The organism is Streptomyces sp. NPDC048507, from assembly GCF_043199995.1.
Taxonomy (GTDB): domain Bacteria; phylum Actinomycetota; class Actinomycetes; order Streptomycetales; family Streptomycetaceae; genus Streptomyces.
Window position 1 is genome coordinate 1 of record NZ_JBICWZ010000014.1, and the last position, 24823, is coordinate 24823.

24 protein-coding genes and 1 pseudogene are annotated in these 24823 nt (G+C 73.5%); 12 read left to right on the top strand and 13 right to left on the bottom strand.

The features are described 5' to 3' along the window. Positions 1-75: pseudogene (locus ACGFXC_RS29575) on the top strand (lytic transglycosylase domain-containing protein); the annotation flags it as partial. A 113-nt stretch (positions 76-188) separates the two neighbouring features. Here the strand turns inward: ACGFXC_RS29575 and ACGFXC_RS29580 are convergent. Both ACGFXC_RS29580 and ACGFXC_RS29585 read right to left on the bottom strand, forming a co-directional pair. Further along, positions 189-2498 carry an FtsX-like permease family protein gene (locus tag ACGFXC_RS29580; RefSeq protein ID WP_393717848.1) on the bottom strand — a complete coding sequence of 770 codons (2310 nt, stop codon included), beginning with the start codon at positions 2496-2498 and terminating at the stop codon, positions 189-191. Further along, positions 2495-3205 carry an ABC transporter ATP-binding protein gene (locus tag ACGFXC_RS29585; protein ID WP_393717850.1) on the bottom strand — a complete coding sequence of 237 codons (711 nt, stop codon included), beginning with the start codon at positions 3203-3205 and terminating at the stop codon, positions 2495-2497. The genes ACGFXC_RS29580 and ACGFXC_RS29585 overlap by 4 nt, the downstream gene beginning before the upstream one ends. Before the next feature lie 137 nt (positions 3206-3342). Between ACGFXC_RS29585 and ACGFXC_RS29590 the strand changes: the two genes are divergently transcribed. Further along, the gene (locus ACGFXC_RS29590; RefSeq protein WP_393717852.1) at positions 3343-4191 is read left to right on the top strand and encodes a sensor histidine kinase; all 849 of its coding nucleotides are present in this window, start codon (positions 3343-3345) and stop codon (positions 4189-4191) included. Then, positions 4188-4892: a response regulator gene (locus ACGFXC_RS29595; protein ID WP_393717854.1), complete on the top strand. Its 705-nt coding sequence runs from the start codon at positions 4188-4190 to the stop codon at positions 4890-4892. The genes ACGFXC_RS29590 and ACGFXC_RS29595 overlap by 4 nt, the downstream gene beginning before the upstream one ends. A gap of 18 nt (positions 4893-4910) precedes the next feature. Here ACGFXC_RS29595 and ACGFXC_RS29600 read toward each other — a convergent pair whose 3' ends face one another. After that, entirely contained in the window at positions 4911-5432 is a 522-nt protein-coding gene (locus ACGFXC_RS29600; protein ID WP_393717856.1) for a MarR family winged helix-turn-helix transcriptional regulator, read from the bottom strand. A gap of 57 nt (positions 5433-5489) precedes the next feature. Between ACGFXC_RS29600 and ACGFXC_RS29605 the strand changes: the two genes are divergently transcribed. Then, entirely contained in the window at positions 5490-5891 is a 402-nt protein-coding gene (locus tag ACGFXC_RS29605; RefSeq protein ID WP_393718052.1) for a carboxymuconolactone decarboxylase family protein, read from the top strand. Positions 5892-6001: 110 nt separating this feature from the next. After that, positions 6002-6652 carry a dihydrofolate reductase family protein gene (locus tag ACGFXC_RS29610; RefSeq protein WP_393717858.1) on the top strand — a complete coding sequence of 217 codons (651 nt, stop codon included), beginning with the start codon at positions 6002-6004 and terminating at the stop codon, positions 6650-6652. Between the two features lie 43 nt (positions 6653-6695). Here the strand turns inward: ACGFXC_RS29610 and ACGFXC_RS29615 are convergent, their stop codons facing one another. Genes ACGFXC_RS29615 through ACGFXC_RS29630 form a run of 4 tightly spaced genes read right to left on the bottom strand, consistent with a single transcriptional unit; the run spans position 6696 to position 12290 of the window. Next, complete coding sequence (locus ACGFXC_RS29615) at positions 6696-8024, bottom strand: MFS transporter (protein ID WP_393717860.1); 1329 nt, start codon at positions 8022-8024, stop codon at positions 6696-6698. Next, on the bottom strand, positions 8021-9880 hold the full coding sequence (locus ACGFXC_RS29620; RefSeq protein ID WP_393717862.1) for a condensation domain-containing protein: 1860 nt from the start codon (positions 9878-9880) through the stop codon (positions 8021-8023). Before ACGFXC_RS29620 ends, ACGFXC_RS29615 begins: the two co-directional genes overlap by 4 nt. Next, a complete protein-coding gene (locus ACGFXC_RS29625; protein ID WP_393717864.1) occupies positions 9877-11214 on the bottom strand; it encodes a DUF6271 family protein in 1338 nt (445 codons plus the stop codon). The genes ACGFXC_RS29620 and ACGFXC_RS29625 overlap by 4 nt, the downstream gene beginning before the upstream one ends. Then, positions 11196-12290 carry a phytanoyl-CoA dioxygenase family protein gene (locus tag ACGFXC_RS29630; protein ID WP_393717866.1) on the bottom strand — a complete coding sequence of 365 codons (1095 nt, stop codon included), beginning with the start codon at positions 12288-12290 and terminating at the stop codon, positions 11196-11198. The genes ACGFXC_RS29625 and ACGFXC_RS29630 overlap by 19 nt, the downstream gene beginning before the upstream one ends. Positions 12291-12854: 564 nt before the next feature. Between ACGFXC_RS29630 and ACGFXC_RS29635 the strand changes: the two genes are divergently transcribed. The 3 genes from ACGFXC_RS29635 to ACGFXC_RS29645 all read left to right on the top strand — a co-directional run bounded on the left by ACGFXC_RS29635 (position 12855) and on the right by ACGFXC_RS29645 (position 14646). Then, complete coding sequence (locus ACGFXC_RS29635; protein WP_393717868.1) at positions 12855-13712, top strand: hypothetical protein; 858 nt, start codon at positions 12855-12857, stop codon at positions 13710-13712. Between the two features lie 80 nt (positions 13713-13792). Then, positions 13793-14023, top strand: a complete 231-nt coding sequence (locus ACGFXC_RS29640; RefSeq protein ID WP_393717870.1) for an acyl carrier protein — start codon at positions 13793-13795, stop codon at positions 14021-14023. After that, a complete protein-coding gene (locus tag ACGFXC_RS29645) occupies positions 14020-14646 on the top strand; it encodes a 4'-phosphopantetheinyl transferase family protein (RefSeq protein ID WP_393718053.1) in 627 nt (208 codons plus the stop codon). The genes ACGFXC_RS29640 and ACGFXC_RS29645 overlap by 4 nt, the downstream gene beginning before the upstream one ends. A gap of 4 nt (positions 14647-14650) precedes the next feature. On the opposite strand, the gene ACGFXC_RS29650 is transcribed toward ACGFXC_RS29645, so the two are convergent. The 5 genes from ACGFXC_RS29650 to ACGFXC_RS29670 form a co-directional block, all read right to left on the bottom strand. Continuing rightward, positions 14651-15313 carry a hypothetical protein gene (locus ACGFXC_RS29650; protein WP_393717872.1) on the bottom strand — a complete coding sequence of 221 codons (663 nt, stop codon included), beginning with the start codon at positions 15311-15313 and terminating at the stop codon, positions 14651-14653. A 187-nt stretch (positions 15314-15500) separates the two neighbouring features. Further along, positions 15501-16319, bottom strand: a complete 819-nt coding sequence (locus ACGFXC_RS29655; RefSeq protein ID WP_393717874.1) for a YceI family protein — start codon at positions 16317-16319, stop codon at positions 15501-15503. A gap of 100 nt (positions 16320-16419) precedes the next feature. Then, positions 16420-18948, bottom strand: coding sequence for an MFS transporter (locus tag ACGFXC_RS29660; RefSeq protein ID WP_393717876.1), 2529 nt, complete (start codon positions 18946-18948; stop codon positions 16420-16422). Positions 18949-18955: 7 nt separating this feature from the next. Then, a complete protein-coding gene (locus tag ACGFXC_RS29665) occupies positions 18956-19456 on the bottom strand; it encodes a MarR family winged helix-turn-helix transcriptional regulator (protein WP_393717878.1) in 501 nt (166 codons plus the stop codon). Positions 19457-19605: 149 nt separating this feature from the next. Further along, positions 19606-20343, bottom strand: coding sequence for an SDR family oxidoreductase (locus tag ACGFXC_RS29670; protein ID WP_393717880.1), 738 nt, complete (start codon positions 20341-20343; stop codon positions 19606-19608). 140 nt (positions 20344-20483) lie between these two features. On the opposite strand from ACGFXC_RS29670, the gene ACGFXC_RS29675 reads away from it, so the two are divergent. The 4 genes from ACGFXC_RS29675 (at position 20484) to ACGFXC_RS29690 (ending at position 23235) form a co-directional block, all read left to right on the top strand. Further along, positions 20484-21299 (top strand): helix-turn-helix transcriptional regulator, encoded by an 816-nt coding sequence (locus tag ACGFXC_RS29675; RefSeq protein ID WP_393717882.1) that lies wholly within the window; start codon positions 20484-20486, stop codon positions 21297-21299. Positions 21300-22047: 748 nt separating this feature from the next. Next, entirely contained in the window at positions 22048-22386 is a 339-nt protein-coding gene (locus tag ACGFXC_RS29680) for a MerR family transcriptional regulator (RefSeq protein ID WP_393717884.1), read from the top strand. 52 nt (positions 22387-22438) lie between these two features. After that, positions 22439-22768, top strand: coding sequence for an STAS domain-containing protein (locus ACGFXC_RS29685; protein ID WP_393717886.1), 330 nt, complete (start codon positions 22439-22441; stop codon positions 22766-22768). A gap of 95 nt (positions 22769-22863) precedes the next feature. Beyond that, positions 22864-23235 (top strand): ATP-binding protein, encoded by a 372-nt coding sequence (locus tag ACGFXC_RS29690; protein ID WP_393717888.1) that lies wholly within the window; start codon positions 22864-22866, stop codon positions 23233-23235. Positions 23236-23280: 45 nt separating this feature from the next. On the opposite strand, the gene ACGFXC_RS29695 is transcribed toward ACGFXC_RS29690, so the two are convergent. Beyond that, positions 23281-24798 carry a multicopper oxidase family protein gene (locus ACGFXC_RS29695; RefSeq protein ID WP_393717890.1) on the bottom strand — a complete coding sequence of 506 codons (1518 nt, stop codon included), beginning with the start codon at positions 24796-24798 and terminating at the stop codon, positions 23281-23283. Positions 24799-24823 lie beyond the last annotated feature (25 nt).

The window sequence follows — 24823 nt, forward strand, 5'->3', positions numbered from 1 at the left end:
CTGGACTACATGAACTCCCGCTACGGCAGCCCCGTCGGCGCCTGGAACTTCTGGCAGTCCCACCACTGGTACTGAGCCACCAGCGGACACCCCCCCAGCAGCGGCACGCAGCCGCACCCGAACGCCCGACCGGACCCCCGGCCGGGCGCTTTCGCGTTCCCGCTCCTCTCCGCTCCTGCTCGGTGTGCCTACTCGGTGTGCAGTACCGCGGCGATGGTCGTACGGGCCGCCGCCCGGGCCGGGACCAGGGCGCCGAGGACGGCGATGGCCACCCCCGCCAGGAGCATCGCGGCCAGCTCCGGCGCGTGCCACACGTCCTTCATGTACTCCGGGAAGTCGACCACCCCCACGTGGTCCACGACGAGGCGGTGGGCCGCGATCCCCAGCGGGATGCCGAGCAGGCCGCCGACCGCGCCCAGCCCGGCCACCGAGGTCACCGTCATCACCACCACCTGCCGCGGGGTCATGCCGATCGACTTGAGCATGCCCAGGTCCCGGCGGCGTTCGCGGGTGTTCAGCAGCACGGTGTTGAAGACGCCGAGCGAGGCGACGAGGGCCAGCAGCACGGTGAACACCGTGGAGAAAGTGATGAGGGTGGCGGTACCCGCGTTCGTCCCGTCCAGCACCGAGGCGTGCAGGCCCTGCCCGAGGGCTTCGGCCGCCTCGGCGTAGGCCCGCGCGTCGGAGCCGGGGGCGAGCCGCACCGTGTATTCGGTGGCACGGGCGTCCGGTGCCAGTTCCGCGAGCGTCTGCCAGGTGGCCTCCAGGGCGCGGGCGTTGCCCTCGATGACCTGGCCCACGACGGTCGCGGTGATCTTCCTGCCGTTGAGCTCCAGCGTGACCCGGTCACCGAGCTCCAGCCCGCGCTGGGTCAGGAAGGCCGGACCGGCCACGATCTCGCCCGCGGCGGCCGGGGCCCGGCCCCGGACGATGGTGCGCTCGTACGAGGACGCGTCCCCGCGGTAGAAGTCGGCGAAGACGGGCTGGGTCTGCCCGCTCATGTTCGCCTGGGACAGCGCCCGGGCCCGTACCGCCCGTGCACCCGGCAGCGAGCGCAGCCGTTGTTCGGTTTCCGGGTCGCCGAGCCGGGGCGCGGTGCCGTCGTCGCCCGGGCCGCCGGTCGTCACCTGGACCCGGGGACCGCCGTCCCCCCGCCCGACGTCGCCGTACGCCAGCAGGGTGCTGGTCAGTCCGGTCGACAGGGTCACCGTGGTGACCCCGAGGACGATGGCCGCCAGGGTCAGCAGGGTGCGTGCGGGGCGGGCGAACGGCTGGCCGAGCCCCAGGCTGACCGGGCGCGGCAGCCGGGTGGCGCCGAGCATCCGCTGGACGCGCAGCCCGCGCCCGGTGCGCGGCGCACCGCCCGCGCTGATCGCCCGGGCCGCGGGCACCCGGTGGGCCCGCAGGGCGGGGACCAGGGCGGCCAGCAGGACGAGGGCGGGCATGCCCACGAGGCAGGCCACGGACGGCCAGGGGCTCGTCCCGCCGATCCGGGCGGCGCCCACGTCGATGCCGGTGAACGCGATCTTCATGATCGGTCCGGCCAGTGCGTTGCCGGCCAGCGTCCCCAGGACGCAGCCCGCCACCGCCGGTACCGACAGCATGCCGAGGTAGACGGCGACGACCTGGTTCGGGGTGAACCCCAGCGCCTTGAGGACCCCGATGTGCCGGTATCCGGAGACCACCGCCCCGCTGACCACGTTGCCGACGATCAGGGCGGAGACCAGCAGGCCGAGGACGCCGAAGAGGGTCATGAACGGGAGGTAGGAGTCGGCCAGCGCGGAAAAGGCCCGCTTGAGGGTGAGGTGGCTCTGCGCGCCGGTGAGGGCGTCCGCGGGCAGGCCGGTGGTGGCCCGGGCCAGCGCGGCGCTCAGCCGGTCCTCCGTCGAGGCGTCCGTGAAGCGGTAGAGCATCTGGGCGGAGGACGGGTGCAGTGCGGCCATCTGCTCCGGGGAGACCCAGGCGCTCGCCGACTTGCTCATGCTGGTGGCGAATCCGACGACCGTCAGGGCCGGTCCGTCCGGCAGGGGCAGCCTGCTGCCGAGCAGTTCCGTACCGGGGGAGCCCTGGGAGGACCAGTTGACGACGATCTCGCCGGGCGCGGTGGCCCAGTGGCCCTCCAGCAGCTCGATCCGGTCCACGGGGCCGGCCGGGTCGGCCCGTCCCACCACGGTGAGGGTGCCGCCCGCCATCCACAGCCAGTTCCTCGGGATGTCGACGACGGCCTGCCCGAACGGTCCGGCCGAGGCCTCCACCCCGGGCCGGCGGGCGGTCCGGGCCAGCTCTTCCCGCGAGACCTTCGTGGTGTCGAAGGAGGCCACCGCATGGGCACCGCGCTGGGCCGCGTAGGCCCGGTCGAAGGGGTCCGAGGCGCCGGTCAGCAGGGTCAGCGCGAGCAGGACGGTCGTGGTGGAGCACAGGACGACGAGTCCGATGACGAAGGTCTGGAGCCGGCGGCGCTTGACGGCCGCCCGGGAAGCCCGCCACACGGCGCTCACGCGCTCGCCTCCAGGGCGCTCTCGCGGGCCACCCGGCCGTCGGCGACTTCGATCAGCCGGCTGGCGCAGCGGGTGGCCAACTGCGGGTCGTGCGTGACGATCAGCAGGGTCTGGCCCATCTGGTTGAGGTCGATCAGCAGGTCCATCACCTGTTCGCCCGCGCGGCTGTCGAGGGCGCCGGTCGGCTCGTCGGCCAGCAGCAGCGCGGGACGGTTCATCAGGGCCCGGGCCACGGCGACGCGTTGGCGCTCGCCACCGCTCAGCGTCGCCGGATAGTTGTTCCGGCGCTCGGCGACGCCGAGTTCGTCCAGGAGTTCCAGGGCGCGGTGCCGTGCCTGCCGGGCCGGGGTGCCGGTCAGCTGGGCGGCCAGTGCCACGTTGTCCAGGACGGGCAGGTCGTCGATGAGGTTGAAGAACTGGAAGATCATGCCGACGTTGCGCCGCCGGAACAGCGCCAGGCCCGTCTCGTTCAGCCGGCCGAGGTCGTGGCCCTGCACCTCGACCGTGCCCGAGGTCGGCCGGTCCAGGCCGGCCACCATGTTCAGGAGGGTGGACTTGCCGCAGCCGGAGGGGCCCATGACGGCGACCGCGTCGCCCGCCCGGATCTCCAGCGAAAGCCCGTCCAGCGCCTTCGCGTCGCCGTACTCCTTGTGCACCCCGTCCAGCCGCACCACTGCCTGCCGGGCCCCGTCGTGATCAGTTGTCATGGCTCGAACCTAAGTCCGGGTTTGGTGGGGGGCGTCACCCCCCGGATGTAACCGTCCGGGCGGGTCATCCCGGGGATGTACGGAGCCTCGTCCACAGGTCCGTGGTGGTGCTGCCGGACACCTGCGAAGATGATCACATGGGGGGAACCACGACGACCTGGCTGACGATCGCCCTGGTGGCGGCGCTCGGCGCCACCGGCCGGCTGTGGGTGGTGGCGGCGCGGGCGCGGCGCCGGCACCGTACGGCCGTGGAGGAACGCGGCTGGCTGCTGGAGCGGGAGCGCGAGAGCGCGACGCGCACCGCGGTGGACGCCGAGCGGGCCCGGATCGCGGCCGAGCTGCACGACATCGTCAGCCACAACGTGAGCGTCATGGTGGTCCAGGCCGGGGCCGCCCGCGAGGTGCTGGCCACGATGCCCGAGGAGGCGGCGGCCGCGATGAGCGCCGTCGAGACCGCCGGGCGCAACACGATGACCGAGCTGCGGCACCTGCTCGGCCTGCTGGCGCCCGCCCAGAACGGCGACGACGCGCCCTACGAAGCGGATCTGACGCCGCAGCCGAGCATGAGCCGCCTCGGGCCGCTCGTCGACCGGATCGCCTTCGCCGGGCTGCCCGTCGAGATGCGCGTCTCGGGGGAGCCGCGCCCGCTGCCGAGCGGAATCGACGTCACCGCCTACCGGATCGTCCAGGAGGGTCTGACCAATGCGCTCAAACACGGGAACGGGGCGAAGGCCGAGGTGACGGTGCGGTACGCGGACAACTGCCTGCGCGTCGAGGTGCTGAACGGCGGACCGAGCGTCCTGTCCGGCGGTGGTACGCAGCGCCCCGAGCGGCCGGAGCCCGGCCGGAGCCGGGCGGACGGAACGGGGCGCGGGCTGGTCGGCCTGCGGGAGCGGGTCGCCGTCTACGGCGGCGACTTCGACGCCCGCCGTCGCCTCGGCGGCGGCTACCGGGTCCGTGCCCGGATCCCGCTGGACCGGCCGTGACGACGCCCGCGGAGTGCGCCCCGCGAGTCGTGATCGCCGACGACCAGGAGCTGGTGCGCACCGGCTTCCGCATGATCTTGACCGCGCGGGGGATCGAGGTGGTGGGGGAGGCCCGTGACGGGGCCGAAGCCGTGGCCACCGTGCGCGAACAGCGGCCCGACGTCGTCCTGATGGACATCCGGATGCCCGTCATGGACGGGCTGGAGGCGGCCCGCCGCATTCTCGCCGAGGCACCGGACTGCCGGGTCATCATGCTGACCACCTTCGACCTCGACCAGTACGTCTATGCCGCCCTCGCCGCCGGGGCCAGCGGGTTCCTGCTCAAGGACGTCACCCCCGCGCACCTGGTGGCCGCCGTACGCCTGGTCGGCACCGGCGACGCCCTGCTCGCCCCCTCGATCACCCGCCGGCTGGTGGAACGCTTCGCCGCCGCCGCCGCGGCCGCCCCCGCCGCGGCCCCCGCCGTCCACCGGGACCTGGCCGCGCTGACGCCGCGCGAACGCGAGGTGCTGACGCTCATGGGCCGTGGTCTGTCCAACACCGAGCTGGCGCGGCAACTGACGCTGAGCGAGGCGACGGTGAAGACCCACGTGGCGCGCATCTTCGCGAAGCTGACCCTGCGCGACCGCGCCCAGGCCGTCGTGCTCGCCTATGAGACGGGGCTCGTCTCTCCGGGGGATTCCGTCGCCGACGATCGCTGAGCGGGGGGCCGGGGCCCGTCAGGGGCCGCCGAGCCAGCTCGTGGCGTCCAGCCGGAACGCCGTCTCGGGCGGGACGACGGTGCGCAGTGCGGCCTCCATGTCCCGTACGCGTTCGGCGCCGAGCAGGGCGGCCCATTCGGCCCGCAGTTCGTCGAAGACGGCGGCCGAGCGGGCCAGTGCGTCGTAGCCGCGCGGGGTGAGGCGGACGAGCTTGCGGCGGGCGTCGGCGGGGTCGTCGGCGCGCTCGGCGTAGCCGGCGGCGAGGAGGCGGTCGACGGTCTTGCCCGCGGCCTGCTTGGAGACGCCGAGCCGGCGCCCGATGTCGCTGGCGGTCGCCCCGCGCGTACCGACGGCCTGCATGGCGAAGCCGTACGCGGGGCGCAGATCGGGGTGGCCCTGCTCGGCGAGGCGGGCGTGCAGCCGGTCGATCAGGGTGCGGAAGCCGCCGAAGAGGAGGAACGGCAGCTCGTATCCCGGCTCGTACCCCTTGCCCCCATCGACAACCTGGTTTACGTTCTTCTCATCGACATGGTCAACCATGTTGTCCATCTTAGGCCACTCCGGCCCGTCCCGACTGGAGCTCCCGTGCACACCGACATGACCGCCCGCACCGCCAACGCCGTCGCCCTCCTGAAGGAGTCCCCGCACACGCTGGACGGCTTCCTGAAGCTCAGCGAGATCTTCGAGTCCACCACCCTGGACCCGCACTCCCGCGAGACCGTCATCCTGACCGTCGCCGCCCGCAACCAGTGCCACCTGTGCGTGGACATGCACGAGGCGAAGCTCGACGCCCTGGGCCCGGCCCCGGACCCGGAACGGCTGGAGGCCGTACGGGACTTCACCCTCCAGGTGCTCGCTTCGTCGGGCGCGGTGAGCGACGAGGAGCTGGACCGCTTCCGGGCGGCCGGCCACACGCGGCAGAACGCCCTGGAGGTGGTCCTGGGCATCGGTACGTACACCGTGTCGACGTTCGCGAACCGGCTCACGCGCGCCGCCTGACGCACGGCCCCGGCGCGGCGCGCGGAGTGTCCGGCCGGTTCCGGACGCGGCGATGAGTTCTGCTGGTCCGCGGAGTCCTGTCACCGTTGCCGACAGCACAGGAGGAACACGTGGCTCAGCTGCTCAGGGTCCAGAACTTCAACGTCTCGCGCGACGGCATCGCCGCCGGTGCCGCCGAGGAGCAGACGCTGGAGAATCCCTTCGGTCTTCCCGGTGCCGAGAGGCTGTTCGCGTGGGCCGGCGCCACGGCGAGCTGGCCCATGCGCACCGATCCCGGCGGGAGCCGCGGCCTGGACGACTACCTCACGCGGGACTACCCCCGCAACATCGGCGCCGAGATCATGGGCCGCAACAAGTTCGGGCCCCGGCGCGGGCCCTGGGACGGTGAGGAGTGGCGCGGCTGGTGGGGGGACGAGCCCCCGTTCCGCACCCCGGTGTTCGTCATGACCCACCACGAGCGTCCCCCGCTCACGCTCTCCGACACCACGTTCCACTTCGTCGCGGGCGATCCGGCCACGGTCCTGGAGCGGGCACGGGCGGCGGCGGGGGGCCGGGACGTCCGGCTCGGCGGCGGGGTGAGCACGATCCGGCAGTTCCTCGACGCCGGTCTCGTCGACACGATGCACGTGGCGGTCTCACCGGTGGAGTTCGGATCCGGACAACGGCTCTGGGAGTCACCGCGGGAACTGCTCGACCGGTTCCACCTGGAGGTCGTGCCCAGCCCGAGCGGCGTGACGCACCACCTGTTCTGGCGCAGGTGAGACCGGGGCGCGCGGACCGGCCCGGTCCGCGCGCCCCCGGCCGTCACGCGGCCGGCTGCGCCGCTTCGCCGGCCGCGGCCGGCGAAGCCTGCGGCGGGGGGTTCTCGGGGGTGCGTCCCAGGGCGCGGATCGCGGGGACGCAGAGCATCACGCCGATGCACAGCACGCCCACGACCGAGGAGAACAGCAGGACCCGGTCCGCCCCGTACGCGTCGGCCGCCGGGCCCGCCAGGGCGCGCCCCAGGGGGATGACCATGATGGAGCCCGCCACGTCGTACGCCGAGACGCGGCTCAGGACGGCCAGCGGGATGTGGGACTGCACGCTCGTCGCCCACATGACGCCCCAGAACGCGAAGCCGCAGCCGGCCACGACCCCGGTGAACGCCGTCAGGGCGAAGGACCAGCCGAGCGCGGGCGCGAGCGGGTTGAGGGCGAAGAAGAACATCGCGCAGGCCCCCGCGACGAGCGGGCGACGGGGCCGGACCCGCATGCCGAGCAGACCGCCGATGATCGTCCCGGCGCCGTCGGCCGACGCGATCCAGCCGTACCCGGCGGTCCCGTGCTGTTCGGTGAGCAGCGCCGCCCCGAGCGGGAGGGCCGGGCCGAAGACGAACAGGCCGTAGACCGCCCAGACGGAGATGACCCCCCACAGCCACGAACGGGACCGGAACTCCTGCCAGCCGGTGGCGAGCCGGTTCCACATCGGCTCGTCGCCCGCGTCCCGCGCGGTGCCGAGCCTGCGCAGCGGCGCCAGGCCCAGCGCGCTGAGCGCGTACGCCGCCGCGATGACGACGAACGATCCCGCCACGCTCCAGTAGGCGACGAGGAGCCCGGCGACACCGGGACCGAGCAGGGTGCAGATGGCCTCGGAGATCCGCAGCAGGGCGTTGGCCCGCTGGATGTCCTCGGCGACCTGCGGCACCAGGCTCGCCAGGCCCGGCTGGAACATGGCGGTGGCGGCGCCGCTGAGCGCCATCAGGGCCATGACCTGCCACAGCCGTACGTCGGTGCCGATCAGCAGGGCCGCGAGCGCGAGCATGGCCACCATGCGCACGACGTCCGCGCCGACCATCATCACCTGGGGGGTGAACCGGTCGGCGAGGACTCCGCCGAACAGCACGAGCAGCACGATGGGCGCCATCCACGCGGCCAGCGCGTAGCCGACGCCCGCGGCGCCGTAACCGGCCCCGAGCACGGCGGTGGTCAGCGACACCATCAGCATGCCGTCGCCGAGCAGCGAGGTGCTGCGCGCGGTGAAGAAGAGCCGGAAGCGGCTGGAGCGCCACGGGCTGGGCGGCGGCGCGGAGTCCGCTCCCGGCCGCGCGGATCCGCCGGATCCCGCGGGTCCCTCGGATATCTGGTCCGTCGTCATGTCACATCCGCCGGAGGCCGGCCGGTCCCTTCCCTGAGTATCTGCCGGTGCAGCCACGCGCTGCTCCGGTCCGCCTCCGCCGGCGGGTGCTGGACGATCACGTACCGGCGCGGGGCCAGTACGCCGGGGCGGCCGGGGAGCGCGTCCATCAGTGCGCGGTGCGCCCGCTCCGGGGTGAGCGGGGTGTCCCCGGCGGCGATGTACGCCGTCAGGGTGGCCTGCGGCGGTCCGCCCCCGGGCGGGGTGTCCACGCGGACGTGTACGGGAAGGCCCCCCAGGGCCTGGCTCAGCGCCGCCGCGACGAGCGGCGGCGAGGTCCAGGAACCGTCCACCAGGTGCCAGTGCGGGCCGCGTTCGACCGGGCGGACCCCCGTCACCGCGGTGAGCGAGGACAGCGGTACGTCCGCCACCGCGGCCGCCTCCAGCAGCCGGACCAGCCCGGTGAGGAACGCCTCCGCCCCGTCCCGGTCGAACAGCGCGGGATCGGCCCACATGCTGAGGTGCACCTGCGGTTCGATCGCGTAGACGAAGGTCAGGAGGCGGGTCGGCAGGACCTGGTCCGGGCCCCAGCTCAGCTCCGGCTCCGGATCGCAGCGCGCGGGGTCCTCCGCGCCGGCCTCCGCGCCGGCCTCCGCGGGCGCGGCGCCCGGCAGGGTGCTCACGTCGTTGAAGACGACGTCGCGCGCGAAGGCACTGCCGCGCTCGAAGGTGGTCCTGCCGATCATCTCCCACAGTCCGACCGCGTCGAACTGGCTGTGCCGGTAGGCGCCCAGGGCCGCGCCCCAGGCCTTCTTCAGCAGCGCGTCGAAGGTCGGGACCTGCGTGTCGAGGCAGAGCAGGGCGTCCTGGGACAGGGTGTTGACCGAACGGGCGAGCCGGGGGTGGTACCGGTTGGAGGTCGGCACGGCGACGACGCACGCGCTCTGCCCCGTACGGTGCGCGACGAGCGCGCACCAGGCGCTCAGCAGCACGGTCGACGGCAGATCGCCGGTGCGCGCGGCCACGCGCGCCAGGGCGCGGGCGGCCCGCCGAGACCGCAGGGTGAGCCGCGGTGCGGGCACCTCGGTGCCCTCGGCGCCCGGCTCCGCGAACATCGCCTGCGGTCCGGTGCGGATGATCCGCTCCCAGTACCGCAGCGATGCGGCGGACTTGCGCAGACCGGCCGGGGTCGCCTCCTCGGCGGCGAGGTCGAGCGGGGTGAGCGACGCCGGCTCGGGAAGCGTGCCGCCCGCGAGCAGGGCCAGCCATTCCTCCCGCAGGACCGTGAGCGCGCCGACGTCGGTGACGGCGTGGCTCGCCGCCACGGCCAGGAAGACGGGCGCGCCCGCCCGCACCAGCAGGGTCAGGCGCAGGGGGAAGTCCCGGTCCAGCCGGAAGCGGCCCGCGCGGGCCGCCCGGGCCAGCGACTCGGCGTACGCGGCGGGTTCGGCGGCCACGTCGGCTGCACCGGCTGCACCGGCTGCACCGGGTTCGCCGGGTTCGCCGGTGGCATCGGAGTCATCCGTTCCGCCGGGGGCCGCCGCTCCGTCGACGAGGGTGAGCGCGAACGCTCCCCGGTCCGCCACGACCTGCTCGCGGGGTGCGCCGTCCCCCGAGTGCGGGAAGGTGGTGCGCAGCGCCTCGTGCCGTACGACGAGGGTCCGCAGGGCGTCGGCCACCGCGTCCGTCCCGGTCCCCGGCGGCACCGGCCACACGTCGTGGATGTTGATGTGGTCCGGCTCGTCGCGCAGCATGCAGCGGATCATGTTGGCCTGCCCCATGGTGACGGGGCCCCGGCGCCGCGTGCCGCCCTCGTACACGACGGAGAGGACGCGGGAGTGCACGGCGGCCGGGTGCGGGGCGCGGGCGCGGCTCACGCCGTGCACCCCGCGGGCTCCCGGCGCGGCGGTCCCGGGCGGTGGTGCGCCCGCGCGGCGCGGGTCAGGCCCGGCCAGGCGCCGGCGAGGAGGGCGAAGTCCTCCATGTCCCGGCGGACCTCGTCGAGGAGTTCTGCGCGCCGCGCGGCCAGGGCGTCCGCCGCCACGGCGTAGCGGCCGCCCAGCGTCCGGTACGAGCGGTCGAGGGCGTCGAGCCGCGCGGCGCCCCGGGCGCGGTCCACGCGGGCGCCGTCGCGCACGGCCCGGGCCACGGCCTCGGGCCGGATCCGGCCCCCCGCGTCGAGCAGGCCGTCACCGGCCGCCCTGGTCGCCGCGTACACGGCGTCGAAGTGCGGTCCGGCGAGGAGGAACTTCGCGAACCGCAGCTGGTAGGCGAGGAAGCCCGCGTCGGAACGCCGCTCGTCGGTGTGGTAGTTGACGATGTGCCGGTTGTGCAGGACGCCGGGCAGCTGCGCGTCGTGGACCAGGTGGATGAGGAAGTAGTCGCTGCCGATGGTGTCCGTGGCGGGAGGCAGCGGGACCCGGCCGTAGACCTCCCGGTCGAGGGCGATGTTGCACATGTCCACCCGCATCGGGCTGACGCTCGTCAGGGTGGTGAGGTCGGCGGTGAACGCAGCTGACCCGGCGCCCCGGAAGGACTGCGCGATCAGGTTCTTCCGCCAGATCTCCGGGTAGCCCTCGGGCACCGAGAGGCCGATGACGTCCTCGTACACGGCCGGGTCCAGCCGGCGGATCTCCGCGACGTCCACGGACATCTCGCCGACGAAGGAGCCGCCGACCAGCGCCACCGGCCGGTGCGCGCAGGCGGGGTCGAGCCTGCTGCGCGTCACCAGGCCGGACACGTCGGCGGCGCGCAGCCCGAGGGCCGCCAGCTCGTGGTGGAGGGGGAAGACCGGCTCCCCGTCCAGGTACTGGTAACGGCTGTCCGAATCCCGGCGGTGGACGGACGCGCAGCCCAGGGCCTCGGCGATGAGGAACGCGCGGTTGGTGCAGGCGCCGTAGGAGACGCGCGACGGCAGCATCAGTTCGAGCAGCCGATCGGGCCCGGCGGCGCCGGACCCGGCGATCACCTCGCCCAGGAAGGCCCGCTGCTCCTCCTCGTCGAAGTGGTGCACCACCACCCCGGGGGCCGCGGGCAGCGCCGCCACCGCGGCCCGGTGCCCGGCGAGCACCGGCGCGTCGGAGGAGTCGAGGACCAGGAGGTGCACCTCGACGCCGAAGCGGCGGGCGCCGTAGGCGGCTTCCGCGGCCACGGCCCCGATGGTCCCGGCGCACGGCCGGTTGGTGGGGAGGGTCAGACAGACACGGCGCACGCCGGCTCCCCGCTCTGCTCGCCGGCGGCGCCCGCCGCGGGGGCCGGGTCGTGCCAGGAGGTGAGCCCCAGGAGCCTGCTGCCGAGCTCGTTCAGGGTGGCCGTCGGGTAGCGCTTGGACTCGTGCAGGACGGGGTCGCCGACCAGGGTCCGGTTCCAGCGCGGGGTCCGCAGGTGCCGCCAGGCGTCGACGCGCGAACGCCGCAGCCGCTCGTGCTCCTCCAGGGCCGGCATCATCGACAGGTACTGCACCGCCCGCACCTGGTCCCGGGAGACGTTGCGCGCGACGCCGTGGGCGAGCAGGCCGTTCCAGATCAGCAGGTCGCCGGGGCGCAGGTCGGGGCGGACGACGGGGTACTCGGTCCGGTCCACGTCGGGGCGCAGGGGGTCGCGGTCGGCGGGCCGGCCGGTCTTCCACTCCTCGAACCGCCGGAACAGCTCCGGGTTGCACTGGAAGCCGCCCGACTCCGGGCGGGTGTCGTTGAGCGCGATGATCCCCTGCACCCGCTGCGGCGGGACGCCGAGCGTGGTGTCGATGTCCCAGTGCAGGTCGATGTCGAAGCCGCGGTCCGTGGGTTCGATCAGGGCGCGGTCGCGGTTCCTGATGTTGGGCGGATTGAGGTTGAGCCGGTCCTGGGTGACCCACAGCTCCTCGCAGTCCCAGACGTCGACGAAGGCGTCGTACACGCGCCGCGCCTGCCGGTTGTCCCAGAGCAGCTGGTGGTGGTACGCCTCGACGAAGCCGTACACGAGCAGCTGCTGGTCGAGTTCGGAGCGCAGCGGCCGCTCCTCGTACCAGCTCTCGGGCCGGTCCGGGTCCAGGCCCTGGAACTCCCAGGTGAAGTCGAGGAGGCGGCGGGCGGCCTCCGGCGGGACCGCCTCCCGGACGATGACGTAGCCGTACGTCTGCCAGTGGGCGAAGTCCTCCTCGGACAGCACCCTCAGCGGGCGCGACTTCTTCAGCTCCCGCAGGGTGGTCTGGGCGAGGTAGGACTCGCCGTCCGCGCTGAAGTACGGCAGGTCCGAGGCGGCCCGGTGCAGGCGGGGGCGGGGGCGGCGCGGAGCGGGTGTCGTCATGGGGTCCCTCCAGAACGGGAGTCGGCCGCCGGGCGGCACGGGGCGAGCCACGGCGCGGGGCGAGCCGCGGGGCGGGGCGAGCCGCGGGGCGGGGCGGCAGAGGGCGTGGACCGGCGGCGGGCGGGGACCGGCCGGGGGCATGGGCGGATGGGGGCGCGGACGGGTGGGGCCCGCACCGTGGCGCGGTTGCGGGAGCGACGCCATGCAGCAGAATTGGTTTAGACCATAACTGCTGTCAAGTGGCATCTCAATATGCGGCGTTGTATCGGCCATCGACTTTCGGACAGCGTCCGGATGTCCCCGCAACGGGTCAGGTTTGGTCTAGACAATAGGCGCGCGAGCGGCTTACTGTCCCCATGCGCAGTCCGGTCCTTGATGGGACATCAGCCGACTTCTCCGCCGCCGCCACGGCGGCCGACGCTGCGCACGCGTCGCGGTCGACGGTGACCACCCGCACGGACGGTCACGCGTCCCAGGGCCCGTGGAAGCGCCCGGACACCCCGTGACGACACCCCGCGCCGCATTCCTTCCGCCCATCCGGCCGACCCAGAGAGAGCGGTTCCCATGAGCACATCCAGCACCACGGCCCTGCCGGACGGCGGCCTCAAAAGCCCGGGGGCGGGCCTGATCACGCTGGACCCGGTCCGCACCGCCCTGCTGCACGGACTGGACGACCTGCTCACCGGGCTGGCCGCACGGCTCGGCGCGCCCGAGGTCGTCGGTCCGCCCCTGCTGTCCGTCGAGGGGCTCGCCCGGCTCGATTTCTTCCGCAACTTCCCCCATCTCGGCGTCTCCGCCGGACGCTTCACCCCGGACGCCCTCGACGGTCTGGCCGCCGGAGAGGCACCGGGAGAACTCCCCCTGCGCCCGACCGGCTACCTGCTGCCGTCCGCCACCTGCTACGGACTGCTGCTCTCCCTGGAGGGCCGGGACGTCGGCGAGGGGGGCCTGCGCCTCTCCGCCGCCGGCCGCTGCTTCCGCAACGAGACCCACTACGACGGACTGCGCCGCCTGTGGGGCTTCCACATGCGCGAGGTCCTCTACCTCGGCACCAAGCAGGGCGCGGTCGAGCATCTGGAACACGGCGCCGAGTTCGTCCTGGAAGCCGCCGCGCGCCTCGGACTGGAACTGACCAGGGCGGTGGCCGACGACCCCTTCTACGACAAGGGCGGCTCCCGGGCCCGGCTGATGGCCCTCGACCCGGTCAAGCACGAGTTCTGCGCCCCCGACGGCACGGCCATCGCCTCCGTCAACCGGCACCGCAACTTCTTCGGTGAGCGGCTGGACATCCGCGCGGGCGCGGAGGGACCGGCGTACAGCGCCTGCGTCGCCTTCGGCGTCGAACGCTGGGTCCACGCGATGATCCTCACCCACGGCAGCCCCGAGCAGGCCCTGGACCGGCTCCGCGCCGCCCGGGCCTGACACCCGTCGGCACTCCGTCGGCACCCCCTCCGTACCCCGTACCCGGTACCCCGTACCCGCGACAAGGAGCGACCCTCCCCATGGAACGCATCACCACGTGGCTGCACGAGAAGAACCCCGGGCTCGACGGCCCCATCGACGCCGACGAGGACCTCATCGAAGCGCGCCTCATCGACTCGATGGACTTCCTGGAGTTCATCGACCTCCTGGAGGAGCTCTCCGGCAGCTCCATCGACCTCCAGGACGTCACCATCGACGACTTCCGCACCCTCGGTCACGTCCAGAAGCGCTTCCTGAGCGCCACCCCCTGAACACCGGCCCGGCCGCGACGGCGGCCATCGCAGTCGTGGCGAGCACCGGGGAGGTCCTGGCCCGGCCCGAGCTGCACGAGGGGCTGCTCGAACCCTGGGAACTCGAACGGCTCGCCGGGATCCGGGTGCCGGCCCGGCGCGCCGACGTGGTGGCGGCCCGGTTGCTCCTGCGGCTGGTCGTCGCCCGCCACACGGGCCTGCCGCTGAGGGCCAGCGCCCCGGCGCAGCTGTGCCCCGGCTGCGGGCGGGCCGGGCACGGGCGCCCGTACCTGCCCGGTCACCCGGGGGTCGGGCTCAGCCTGAGCCACGCCGACGGCCTGGTCGCCGCGGCCGCCGGCCCCGGCGCCCTCGGCATCGACGTCGAACCCGCCGCGCGCCGCCCCGGCCCCCTGCGGGTGCTGCGCCGCCTGCTGCCCGAAGCGGACCTGCGCGAAGCCGCCGCCCAACCGGATCCCGGCCCCGCTCTGCTGCGCCTGTGGGTCCGCCGAGAGGCCCTGCTGAAGGCGGACCACCCCGGCCCGCGGCTGCTGGAATGGCCGGACCCCGAACGCGCGGCGGTCGCGGCCGTGGCCTCCACCGGCCCCGTCACGGTCCTGTCGTCGCTCCGCGCCGCCGGCCCGTGACGGATCAGCGGGCGTCCGGCCGCGGCAGCAGATCGGCGTGCCGCACGGTGTACCCGCCCCGGGTGACGGGGGCGTACGGAGCCGGAGCCATGCAGGTGCCGACCTCGGCCTCGGGCGGCTCCGAGGTGCCGCCCGGCAGCAGGTTCACCCCGTTCCAGGAGAAGCCGACCCGGTCCGCGGAACGGCCCCCGTCCGGGCCGCCGTCGTGGACGCTGAACCCGATCCGCTGGCCGAGCCAAGGCGGCCCGCCGGGGCTGACCTCGGTGAACACGGCGGTCAGCGTCGCGGTGTGCGGGCCGGTGACCAGGCAGTCCACCCGGCCCACCGCCGTGATCGTGCGGTGGTCCACGGCCGAGTAGTGGGACACCTTCACCGTGCCGCGGGCATCGGTGGGCAGTCCGGTGGGAATCCCCGGCAGGGGATTGCTGTACGGCGCGGCCTGCGCGTCGAAGGTGAACGAGCGCACGTCATCGTCCTTGAGGTACGGCAGCGCGAACTCCGCGCTCCCGGTGACCGCCGCGCGGGCGGGTCGCGCCTGCGACCCGGCGGCTGCGCCGTCCCCGGCGCCCGGGGCGTCGGGGGCGGCCGACGCCGTGCCGACCGTGCCCATCACCACGAGCGCCGCCAGGACGGCCGCCGTTGCCTTGTACCGCGATGCCGAACGCATTGGATCCCCCTGCGAGTTGAGCCGCCATCAGGAGGCGGCCGGGCAAGATCCATCGTTCGTCACGGACGGTACCCGCCCCATCCGCCTGGAGTCGCGACCGCGCCGCCCGTCCCTCACCCCCAGGTCGCTGCGCGCATGGGCCGGAGGTCGTACGCGGGCGCCGGCCGCCCCGGCGCCGGGGGAGCGGTCACTGCGGCAGCGAAGTCCCCTGCACCGCCTGGATGTCCAGTTCCACCCGCAAGGTGGTGCCGATGGCGGCGATGCCCGCCTGGACCACCTGGTTGTAGTTCATGGCGAAGTCCTCGCGGCGCAGCTCCGCCGTCGCGCGGAAGGCGGCGCGCGTCCCGCCCCAGGGGTCGGCCCCGGTCCCGAGGTAGGCGAGGCCGAGGTCCACGGGGCGGACGACCCCGTGCAGGGTGAGGTCGCCGTGCACCGTCCAGCGGTCGGACCCGGCGGGGGTCAGCCCCGTCGAGCGGTAGGTGATCTCCGGGTACGTCTCCACGTCCAGGAAGTCCGCCGACTTCAGGTGGCCGTCGCGCATCGCGTTGCCCGTGTCGATGGAGGCGGAGGTGATCACCGCCTCGACGCAGGACGCGGACGCCTCCCCGGGGGAGATGTCGATCCGCCCCGCGAACTCGGTGAAACGGCCGTGCACGCTGGAGATCCCCAGGTGCTGGGCGACGGCGCCCACGGAGGAATGGGCCGGGTCGATCGTCCAGGGGCCGGGCGGGGGCAGCTCGCCGCCGCCCTGCCGGGCGAGCACCACGGTGCCCACCTCGGCGCGTCCGCTCGCCGTCACCAGCGCGCTGGACGCGGTGGGCGCGTAGCCGACCGCCGTGACGATCACGGTGTACGCCCCCGGTGCCAGCGCGGTCGCGTCGCGCACGACGCCCTCGCCGTCGGCTTCGGCGCGCACGACCTGGCTGCCCGTCGTGTCGGTCACCGTGACGACCGCGTGCGACACGGCCCATCCGTCACGCGTGCGGATCCGTGCGGTCAGTCCCATCCCGTTGTCTCCCTGCCAAGCTTTTCGATGATCGTGTCGAAGTCGGACGGCCCGTGGGGCGCGCCGCCGTCCGGGGCGCGCCCCACGGGCCGGAGGGCGGCTACTCGCCGGGGTGGGCGAGCGCGATGTCGTGCCCGTCGGTGCCCGGACCGTCCAGGGTCAGCGTCGTGGCCACCGGCGGGTACCCCGTCGCGATGACGGTGTACTGGCCGCCGCCCAGGTCGGCGAAGGCGTAGGCGCCGTCCGGGCCGGTCCTGGCCGTGCCGACGACGTTCCCGGCGGCGTCGACGAGGGTGACCCGCGCGTCGCCGAGCGGTCCGGCCGGCGCCCGTACGACGCCCTGGACCCGCGCGCCCGCGCTGAGTTCGACCTCGACCCGGGTGACGCCGGCGCCCCCGACCTCGACGGGCAGCGCCGCCGGACGGTGGGCGGGGGCGTTCACCGCGACGGTCACGGAGCCCGGGACCAGGTCGGCGAAGGCGCACTCGCCCTGCGGGCCGGTGGTCGCGGTGGCCAGCACGTCACCGCGTACGTCGGTGACGATGACCATCGCCTCCTCGACGGGAGCGCCGGTCCCGGCGGCCCGGACGAGGACGGTCAGGCCGCTGGTCCCGCTGAGCAGGATGTCGTAGGCCAGGGACTCGCCGTCGACGACGATCGTCGAGGCCTGCGGCTGGAAGCCGTCGGCGGAGGCGATCAGTACGTACGAGCCGGTGCCCGGCGCCCGGAGCGCGTACGAGCCGTCGGCCTGCGCGACCGAGCGGCCGAGCTGGCGTCCCGCGAGGGAGATCAGCGTCACCGCGGCCTGCGGGACGGGCGCGTTCTCGGCGCCGCGCACGTGGCCGAGCACCGGAGTACCACCGTCCATCGAGCCGGACCCTTCGTTCGTGGCCGTGGCCGTGGCCGTGGCCGTGGCCGGGGTGACGGCGGTCGGCGCCGTCGCGGCCCCGCTCCCGCTCGCGGTCCTGGCCTGCGGGACGGCGGCGGACACGGCGGTCACGGCGGATTCGGCGGATTCGGCCGACCCGGCGGACTCCGCCGACCGCGCCAGACCGCCCGAGGTCCGCAGCGGGACCTCCTTGATGAAGATCGTGACGAGGAACGCGATCAGCGCCAGCGGCGCGGCGATCAGGAAGACGTCCGCGATGCCGTGACCGTAGGCGCTCTCCATCACGGTGCGCAGCGGCGCGGGCAGGCTGTTCATGTCGGGGATGCTGCTGCCGGAGCTCGAAGCGGCCGCGGCGGCCTGGTACTTCGGGTCGAGGGTGGCGAGTCCGTCCTTGGCGTAGCCGGTGATCCGGTTGGCCATGACCGCGCCGAGCGCGGAGACGCCGATCGCGCCGCCGAGGGAACGGAAGAACGTCACCGTGGAGCTGGCCGAACCGAGGTCGGAGGGGGCCACCTGGTTCTGCGTGCACAGCACGAGGTTCTGCATCATCATGCCGATGCCGAGGCCCAGGAGCGCCATGAAGACCGCGATGTGCCAGTACTCGGTGTCGTAGCGGATCGTGCCGAGCAGGCCGAGGCCCGCGGTCACCAGCACGCCGCCGCTGAGCAGCCACGCCTTCCAGCGGCCGGTCTTGGTGATGACCTGGCCGGAGACGGTCGACGAGATGAACAGGCCGCCGATCATCGGGATGGTCATGACGCCCGACATGGTCGGGGACTTGTCGCGGGCCAGCTGGAAGTACTGGCTGAAGAAGACCGTGCCCGTGAACATCGCGACGCCGACGAAGAGCGAGGCGATCGAGGACAGGGCGATGGTGCGGTTGCGGAAGAGGCGCAGCGGGATGATCGGCTCGCTGGCCTTGCTCTCGACGAGCAGGAACAGCAGGCCGAGCACGATCGATCCGCCGACCATGGCGCCGGTCTGCCAGGACATCCAGTCGTACTTGTCCCCGGCGAAGGTGACCCAGACCAGCAGCAGCGAGACCGCGGCGGATATGAAGAAGGCACCGCCCCAGTCGACCTTGACCTCCCGCTTGACGACGGGGAGGTGGAGGGTCTTCTGGAGGACGATCAGCGCGATGATCGCGAAGGGCACGCCGACGTAGAAGCACCAGCGCCAGCCGAGCCAGTCCGTGTCGGTGATGACCCCGCCCAGCAGCGGGCCGCCGACGGTGGCGACGGCGAACACGGCGCCGAGGTAGCCGGAGTAGCGCCCGCGCTCGCGCGGGGAGATCATCGCGGCCATCACGATCTGCGCGAGGGCCGAGAGGCCGCCCACGCCGATGCCCTGCACGACGCGGCAGGCGATCAGCATGCCGGCGTTCTGCGAGAGACCGGCCGCGGCCGAGCCGAGGACGTAGATGACCAGGGCGATCTGGACGAGCGCCTTCTTGCTGTAGAGGTCGGACAGCTTGCCCCACAGGGGCGTGGTCGCGGTCATCGACAGCAGGGCGGCCGTGACGACCCAGGTGTAGGCGGACTGGCCGCCGCCCAGGTCGCCGATGATGTGGGGCAGGGCGTTGGAGACGATCGTGGAGGACAGGATCGCGACGAACATGCCGAGCAGCAGCCCGGAGAGGGCCTCCATGATCTGCCGGTGGGTCATCGGCGCGGCGCTGTCGCTGTCGCCTCCGTGCTTGGCGTGTGAGCCCCGCACACCGGTCGGTGTGGTCGTTGTCATGGGCTTCCTAACGTTCTTCATGCGGGAGTTCGGGTGTTCCGGTGACCGGTTCTGCCGGGTCCGGGTGCCGCAGGGGGGAGCGGCCGTCGCCGAAGCTGGCGCGCAGCCGGCTCATGAGCTGTACGAGCCGGACCACCTCTTCGTCGGACCAGTCGCTCAGCCGGTCGGCGAGCAGCCGCGACGTGCGGCGGGACAGCTCGTCGAGCTGGTCCCGGCCGGTCGGGGTGAGGCGCAGGATGCGCGAGCGTCTGTCGGCGGGGTCGGGGGAGCGTTCGACCCAGCCCCGGTCCGCGAGGTGCGCGACATGGCGGCTGGTCACCGACATGTCCACGGAGAGCAGTTCGGACAGCCCGCTCATCCGCATGGCGCCGTGTCGTCCGAGGAGCGTCAGCACGGCGGCCGAGGCCGCCGGACAGTCGTGCGGCAGGATCCGCCCCATGTCCCTCTTCACGGCGCCGATGGCACTGAGCTCGCGTGCCAGTGCCTCGTACTGTGCCGGCCCGGCCATCACACCTCCCAGATGGTTGCTTTGGGCAACCGTAGAAAAAGATGGTTGCTCCAGGCAAATCAAAAGTGGTGTTCAGGGATAAAAAGTTGACAAAGGCAAGTATTGCCTTCGTAAACACGCAGGTGAACGGGGGTGGGCGACCCTCCCGGTCAGCGCTGCGCGGTCGGGCGGACCACGATCTCGTTCACGTCGACGTCCGCGGGCTGCTCGATCGCATACGCGACGGCCCGCGCCACCGCCGCCGGCTCGATGCCGACCTCGTCCCGCATCCGCGTGATGTCGCCCCGGACCCGGGCGTTGTTCGATGCCGTGGCGAAGTCGGTCGAGATCACGCCGGGCGAGACGGTGGTGACCCGCAGGTCCGGCCCCGCCTCCTGCCGCAGCCCCTCGCAGATGGCGCGCACCGCCACCTTCGTCCCGGCGTAGACGGCCATCGCCGGTACGACGCGGTACGCGGCGGTGGACGCCGTCGTGACGAAGTGGCCGCCGCCCTGGGCCCGGAACACGGGGAGCGCGGCGCCGATCCCGTTCAGCACCCCCTTGATGTTGACGTCGACCATGTGGCTCCACTCCTCGGTGCGCAGATCGTCCAGCGGCGAGATCGTGCCCACCCCGGCGTTGCCGACGAGGACGTCCAGCCGGCCGAACCGTTCGCCCGCCAGGGCGACGAGCGCCCGCAGGTCATCGAGCCGGGTCACGTCCGTGCGCAGGTGGACGGCCTCCCCTCCCGCCGCCCCGATCCGTGCGGTCAGCTCCGCCAGCCGCTCGGTGCGGCGCGCGCCCAGCACCAGCCGGGCGCCGCGCTCCGCCAGTAGCAGCGCCGTCGCCGCCCCGATCCCGCTGCTCGCCCCGGTGATGGCCACGACCTTGCCCGCGATGCCCGTCATGAAGGTTCCTTCCGTACTGCTGCCGATGGCCGCTGCCGATGGCTGCCGCCGGGGACCGACGCGGTCCCTCCCGCCAGTGTCCGGGGGGTTTAGCCTGGTATCCAGAGCCGACTTATTCTGGAACCAAAGGTGGTAGTGCCATGGCCGAGGGCGCCTCGTCCGACCCCCGGGAGCGGCGCCGCGAGCTCGCGGCCTTCCTGCGCAGCCGTCGCGCCCGCATCACCCCGCGCGAGGCGGGCCTGCCGTCGACCGGCCGGCGCCGCACACCGGGGCTGCGGCGCGAGGAGCTGGCACTGCTCGCCGGGATGAGCGCGACCTGGTACACGTACCTGGAACAGAGCCGGGACATCCGCGCCTCGGACCAGGTGCTGGACGCCCTCGCCGGCGCCCTGCGGCTGGCGGGGCACGAGCGCGCCCACCTCTTCCACCTCGCCGGACGCGCGCCCGCCGCCGCCGGTCCGCGGCCCGAGCCCCTCGATCCGCAGGTGGCCGCCGTTCCCCTGCTGCTCCAGCCGCACCCCGCGTACGTGATCGACGGCGCGTACGAGGTGCTGAGCCACAACCCGGCCACCGAAAGGGCCTTCCCGGGGCTCGTCACCGGGAACGGCGGGCCGCCGCCCAATTTCGTGCGCTGGACGTTCCTGGAGCCGCGGGCGCGCGAGGTGCTGGTCGACTGGGAAGCCGAGGCGCGCGGGCTGCTCGCCCGGCTGCGCACCCTGACCGGCGCCCACCCGGGCGATCCGCGCTTCGGGCGGCTGGTCGACGAACTGCACGGGGGCAGCCCCGAGGTGCGGCAATGGTGGCCGCACTTCGAGGTCGAGGCGCGCGGCGGCGGCCACAAGCGGCTGCGGTCGCCGGACGGCGCCGTGGTCACGTACGCCTACACGGCCTTCCACGTATCGGGGCGGCCCGAGCAGACCTTGGTGATCTACGCGGAGCCGCACGCCCGGCCGTGACCGCGCCGGTGAGGGTGAGGCCCTGTTCGACCTGCCGGGTGCAGGGCCCGGCGAGCGCCAGGTGCTGGTGGCGGTGGGCGTCGTAGAGGGCGTGGACGGTGTCGACGACCGCTCCGGACGGCGCGCGTCGGCGGGATGGGCGGCGTGCAGGACCGGGCGCGCGGTGCGATCGAGGAGGCCCTACCGCTCTGTTCGAGCCCGATTACCTGGCTGTCGAACGCACGAAAATCTATCGCGGCCGGAGTAGACATTGCGTTTCCGTGCGGATATGGTTTCTCTCGTAGCCGAGATCGAGAAGGGCCCGGCAGAGATGAACTGCCGGGCAGTGCAGCAGTACGGTGCGGCGGTGGAGTGTCGAAGCCAGAGCGGTTGCGGGACGGCGACGGGACTGACTGCCGGACCGGGTGGCCCGCGGTGATCAGGGGCCGCCAGCGGCCGGGCCGCGCACGACGCGGTGCGGTACCGGCAACGACGTACGAGCAGTGATCCAGAGGGAGGAACGGAGGAACGAGGCGCCATCAGGATCGCCCGGACCGGCAGGACGGGTCCGGGTACCGCAGGACATCGACAGTGAGGTGGTCTCCGGTCAAGCAACCGCGATCCCCGCGATCCCGACGCCGTTCCGGCCGGGTGCGCGGAAACAGAGGGCCGACGCACGATCAGGGTCGGCGGATGGTGTAGCAGTTCCTTCGGGGCCCGGGCGCCAGATGGCACCCGGGCCCCTCGACGCGCGCGACAGAGAGGTTCCATGACCGCAGACGCAATGAACGGCCGTCTCGACGACGACGACTACCCCGCCTACACCATGGGCCGGGCCGCCGAAATGCTGGGCACCACCCAGGGGTTCCTCCGCGCCATCGGCGAAGCCCGCCTCATCACCCCGCTCCGCTCGGCGGGCGGACACCGCCGCTACTCCCGCTACCAACTGCGCATCGCCGCCCGCGCCCGCGAACTCGTCGACCAGGGGACGCCGATCGAGGCCGCCTGCCGCATCGTCATCCTCGAAGACCAGCTCGAAGAAGCCCAACGCCTCAACGCCGCCTACCGCCGCAGCGCCGGTCAGACCGGGCGGGCGGGGCCCGGGTGACCGCCACGCCGAACGCCGAACGCCGATAGCCGAGACCCGAAGGGAAGTCACGATGGAGACGACGGTGCGGGTGCTGCCCGACGCCGACGAGGTCCGTGTCATCGTGTGCGCGGGGGAGTTCGACCAAGAGGCCGTGGGACCCCTGCGGTCCGCCACCGACGAGGCCCTCACGGATCCGCACCTGCGGCGCATCGTGATCGACGTGCGGGAACTGACCTTCGCGGACTCCTCGGTCCTCCACCTGCTCGTGCGCCTGCTGCACAGCGGCCGCCTCGTCCTGGCCGGTCCCCTTCCCCCTCAGCTCGCCCGGCTCCTCGAGGTGACCGGGATGGCTGCGGCGTTCACGGTCGCGGAAGGTCCGGAGGCGGCCCGCGTCCTGTGACCACGACGACGGATGTGGAGGTGCGGGCCCTACCGGCCCCCCGCGGCCGTTAGGGTGGTGGCCCAGGATGGAGCGTCGCTGGGCAGGTCGTGAACGTGAATCACCCTTCCGCCGGATGTCCCACGAGCGCGGCCGCCGCCAGGGCCCTGGTGAAGGCCGTACTGGCAGGTGACGGGCTCGACCCGGATGCGCCGGGAGCCGTCGACGCCCTGCTGGTGGTGACCGAACTGGTCACCAACGCGATCCGCCACGGCGGCGCCGTCACGTACTTCGAAGCGTGCGTCGACAGCGGCTTCCTGCGCCTGGTCGTCGGCGACACGAGCACCGCACACCCGTTCACCCGAAGCTCGCTCCCGGGCCGGATAGGCGGCTACGGCTGGCCGCTCGTCCGGCGCCTCGCCGAGGAGGTCACCGTCGTGTCCGACCCCGGCGGCAAGCGGGTGACCGCCGTCCTGAAGATGGCCTGACCGGCCCCGCCCGGACCGTCCCGCCCTCCGCCCCCGGCCCGGGGTTCAGCCGTGCGTGTGAGCCGTTCCGGAGGGGGTGGCGGGCGCGGCCGTGCCCGCCGGGAGCGTGCGCTCGACCTGGCCTTCCGTACCGGGCTCGACGATCACGAACTGGCCCATCATGCCCCGGTCCTCGTGGCGCAGGATGTGGCAGTGGTACATGTACGGATTGCGCGGATCGGTGAAGCGGCCGAACTCCACGGCGAGCCTCGCCTTCGACTTGGCCGGCAGGAAGACGGTGTCCTTCTGCGACCGGTACCAGGCCGGGGGCGGCTGCCCGTTGATGTCGAGCACCCGCAGGGCGACCTCGTGGATGTGGAAGTTGTGCGCGTGGTCCCGTGCTTCGACCTCCCAGATCTCCCGGGCTCCGGCCGGGACGATCTCGTCGATGCGGTCCATGGCGTAGTCGCGCCCGCCGATCTCGTCGTCCCCGTCCAGCCGGAACGTGCGCACCCGGGCCCCCGCGGGCACCTCGATCGGGGGCGTCGAGGACAGCCGGACCGGCACCTCGGGCGAGGGCTGCAGCCGCTCGGCCGCGACGATCTTCAGCAGGTCGAAGTCGCCCTTGTCGATGGCGTCCCGGCCGCCGAACCCGCGCAGCACGACGCTCTCGCCCGGTGCGAAGCCGGCCACGATCTCGACGCGTTCGGCGGGGCTGAGCGCGACCCGGTCGACGGACACCGGCGCCGGGAGGAGCCCGGCGTCGGCGCCGATGACCTGGAAGGTGCGCCCGTCGGCGAACCCGATGTGGAAGAGCCTGGCGTTCGAGGCGTTGAGGATCCTCAGCCGCACCCGCTGCGCGGCGACTTCCAGATGGGGGCCGAGGGTGCCGTTGACGAGGACCCGGTTGCCGAGGAAGAACACGGAATCGTCGAGCTTCTCCTCCGACAGCGTGCCGTCGGCGTTGATGACCTTGTCCTGGACGATCAGCGGGAAGTCGTCGACGCCGTAGGTCTTCGGGAGGTCCAGGGCCCGCGACTCGGGGTCGTCGAGCAGGAACAGCCCGGCCAGGCCGCGATAGACGTGCTGGGCCGTGTACCCGTGCGGATGCGGGTGGTACCAGGTGGTGGCCGCGGGCTGTTCGACGGTCCAGTGCGGGCTCCAGGTGGCTCCGGGCGCGATGGTCCGCTGCGGGCCGCCGTCCATCACGGCCGGCACCCGCATGCCGTGCCAGTGCACGGTGGTCTCGTCGCCGAGCCGGTTGACGACCTCCAGCGCGACCCTGTCCCCGCGCGAGGCCCGCAGCGTCGGTCCCAGGTAGGAGCCGTTGAACCCCCACGTCGGCGCGGGCCTGCCCGCCAGGAACTCGGTCCGGCCCCGCTGCATCGTCAGGGTGAAGACCTTGGCCCCGGCGGCGTCGACGACGGGCTCCAACAGCGGCGGGATCCGCAGCGGACGGGCGAAGGCCCCGCCGCCACCGTCGCTCGGCGGGGCCGTCGGCCGCCCGGCGCCGCCGGAAGCCGAGTCACAGCCGGCCGCACCCGCAGCCGCGGCGGCCAGTACGAGGAAATCCCGACGCTTCACCCGCGCACCCTACGACGGGCACCGG

Bases quoted from the DNA above. Each gene is read 5' to 3' on its own strand.
- ACGFXC_RS29585 (WP_393717850.1), bottom strand. From the start codon at position 3,205: ATGACAACTGATCACGACGGGGCCCGGCAGGCAGTGGTGCGGCTGGAC.
- ACGFXC_RS29590 (WP_393717852.1), top strand. From the start codon at position 3,343: ATGGGGGGAACCACGACGACCTGGCTGACGATCGCCCTGGTGGCGGCG.
- ACGFXC_RS29600 (WP_393717856.1), bottom strand. From the start codon at position 5,432: ATGGTTGACCATGTCGATGAGAAGAACGTAAACCAGGTTGTCGATGGG.
- ACGFXC_RS29605 (WP_393718052.1), top strand. From the start codon at position 5,490: ATGACCGCCCGCACCGCCAACGCCGTCGCCCTCCTGAAGGAGTCCCCG.
- ACGFXC_RS29615 (WP_393717860.1), bottom strand. From the start codon at position 8,024: ATGACGACGGACCAGATATCCGAGGGACCCGCGGGATCCGGCGGATCC.
- ACGFXC_RS29630 (WP_393717866.1), bottom strand. From the start codon at position 12,290: ATGACGACACCCGCTCCGCGCCGCCCCCGCCCCCGCCTGCACCGGGCC.
- ACGFXC_RS29635 (WP_393717868.1), top strand. From the start codon at position 12,855: ATGAGCACATCCAGCACCACGGCCCTGCCGGACGGCGGCCTCAAAAGC.
- ACGFXC_RS29640 (WP_393717870.1), top strand. From the start codon at position 13,793: ATGGAACGCATCACCACGTGGCTGCACGAGAAGAACCCCGGGCTCGAC.
- ACGFXC_RS29650 (WP_393717872.1), bottom strand. From the start codon at position 15,313: ATGCGTTCGGCATCGCGGTACAAGGCAACGGCGGCCGTCCTGGCGGCG.
- ACGFXC_RS29655 (WP_393717874.1), bottom strand. From the start codon at position 16,319: ATGGGACTGACCGCACGGATCCGCACGCGTGACGGATGGGCCGTGTCG.
- ACGFXC_RS29660 (WP_393717876.1), bottom strand. From the start codon at position 18,948: ATGACAACGACCACACCGACCGGTGTGCGGGGCTCACACGCCAAGCAC.
- ACGFXC_RS29665 (WP_393717878.1), bottom strand. From the start codon at position 19,456: ATGGCCGGGCCGGCACAGTACGAGGCACTGGCACGCGAGCTCAGTGCC.
- ACGFXC_RS29670 (WP_393717880.1), bottom strand. From the start codon at position 20,343: ATGACGGGCATCGCGGGCAAGGTCGTGGCCATCACCGGGGCGAGCAGC.
- ACGFXC_RS29675 (WP_393717882.1), top strand. From the start codon at position 20,484: ATGGCCGAGGGCGCCTCGTCCGACCCCCGGGAGCGGCGCCGCGAGCTC.
- ACGFXC_RS29680 (WP_393717884.1), top strand. From the start codon at position 22,048: ATGACCGCAGACGCAATGAACGGCCGTCTCGACGACGACGACTACCCC.
- ACGFXC_RS29685 (WP_393717886.1), top strand. From the start codon at position 22,439: ATGGAGACGACGGTGCGGGTGCTGCCCGACGCCGACGAGGTCCGTGTC.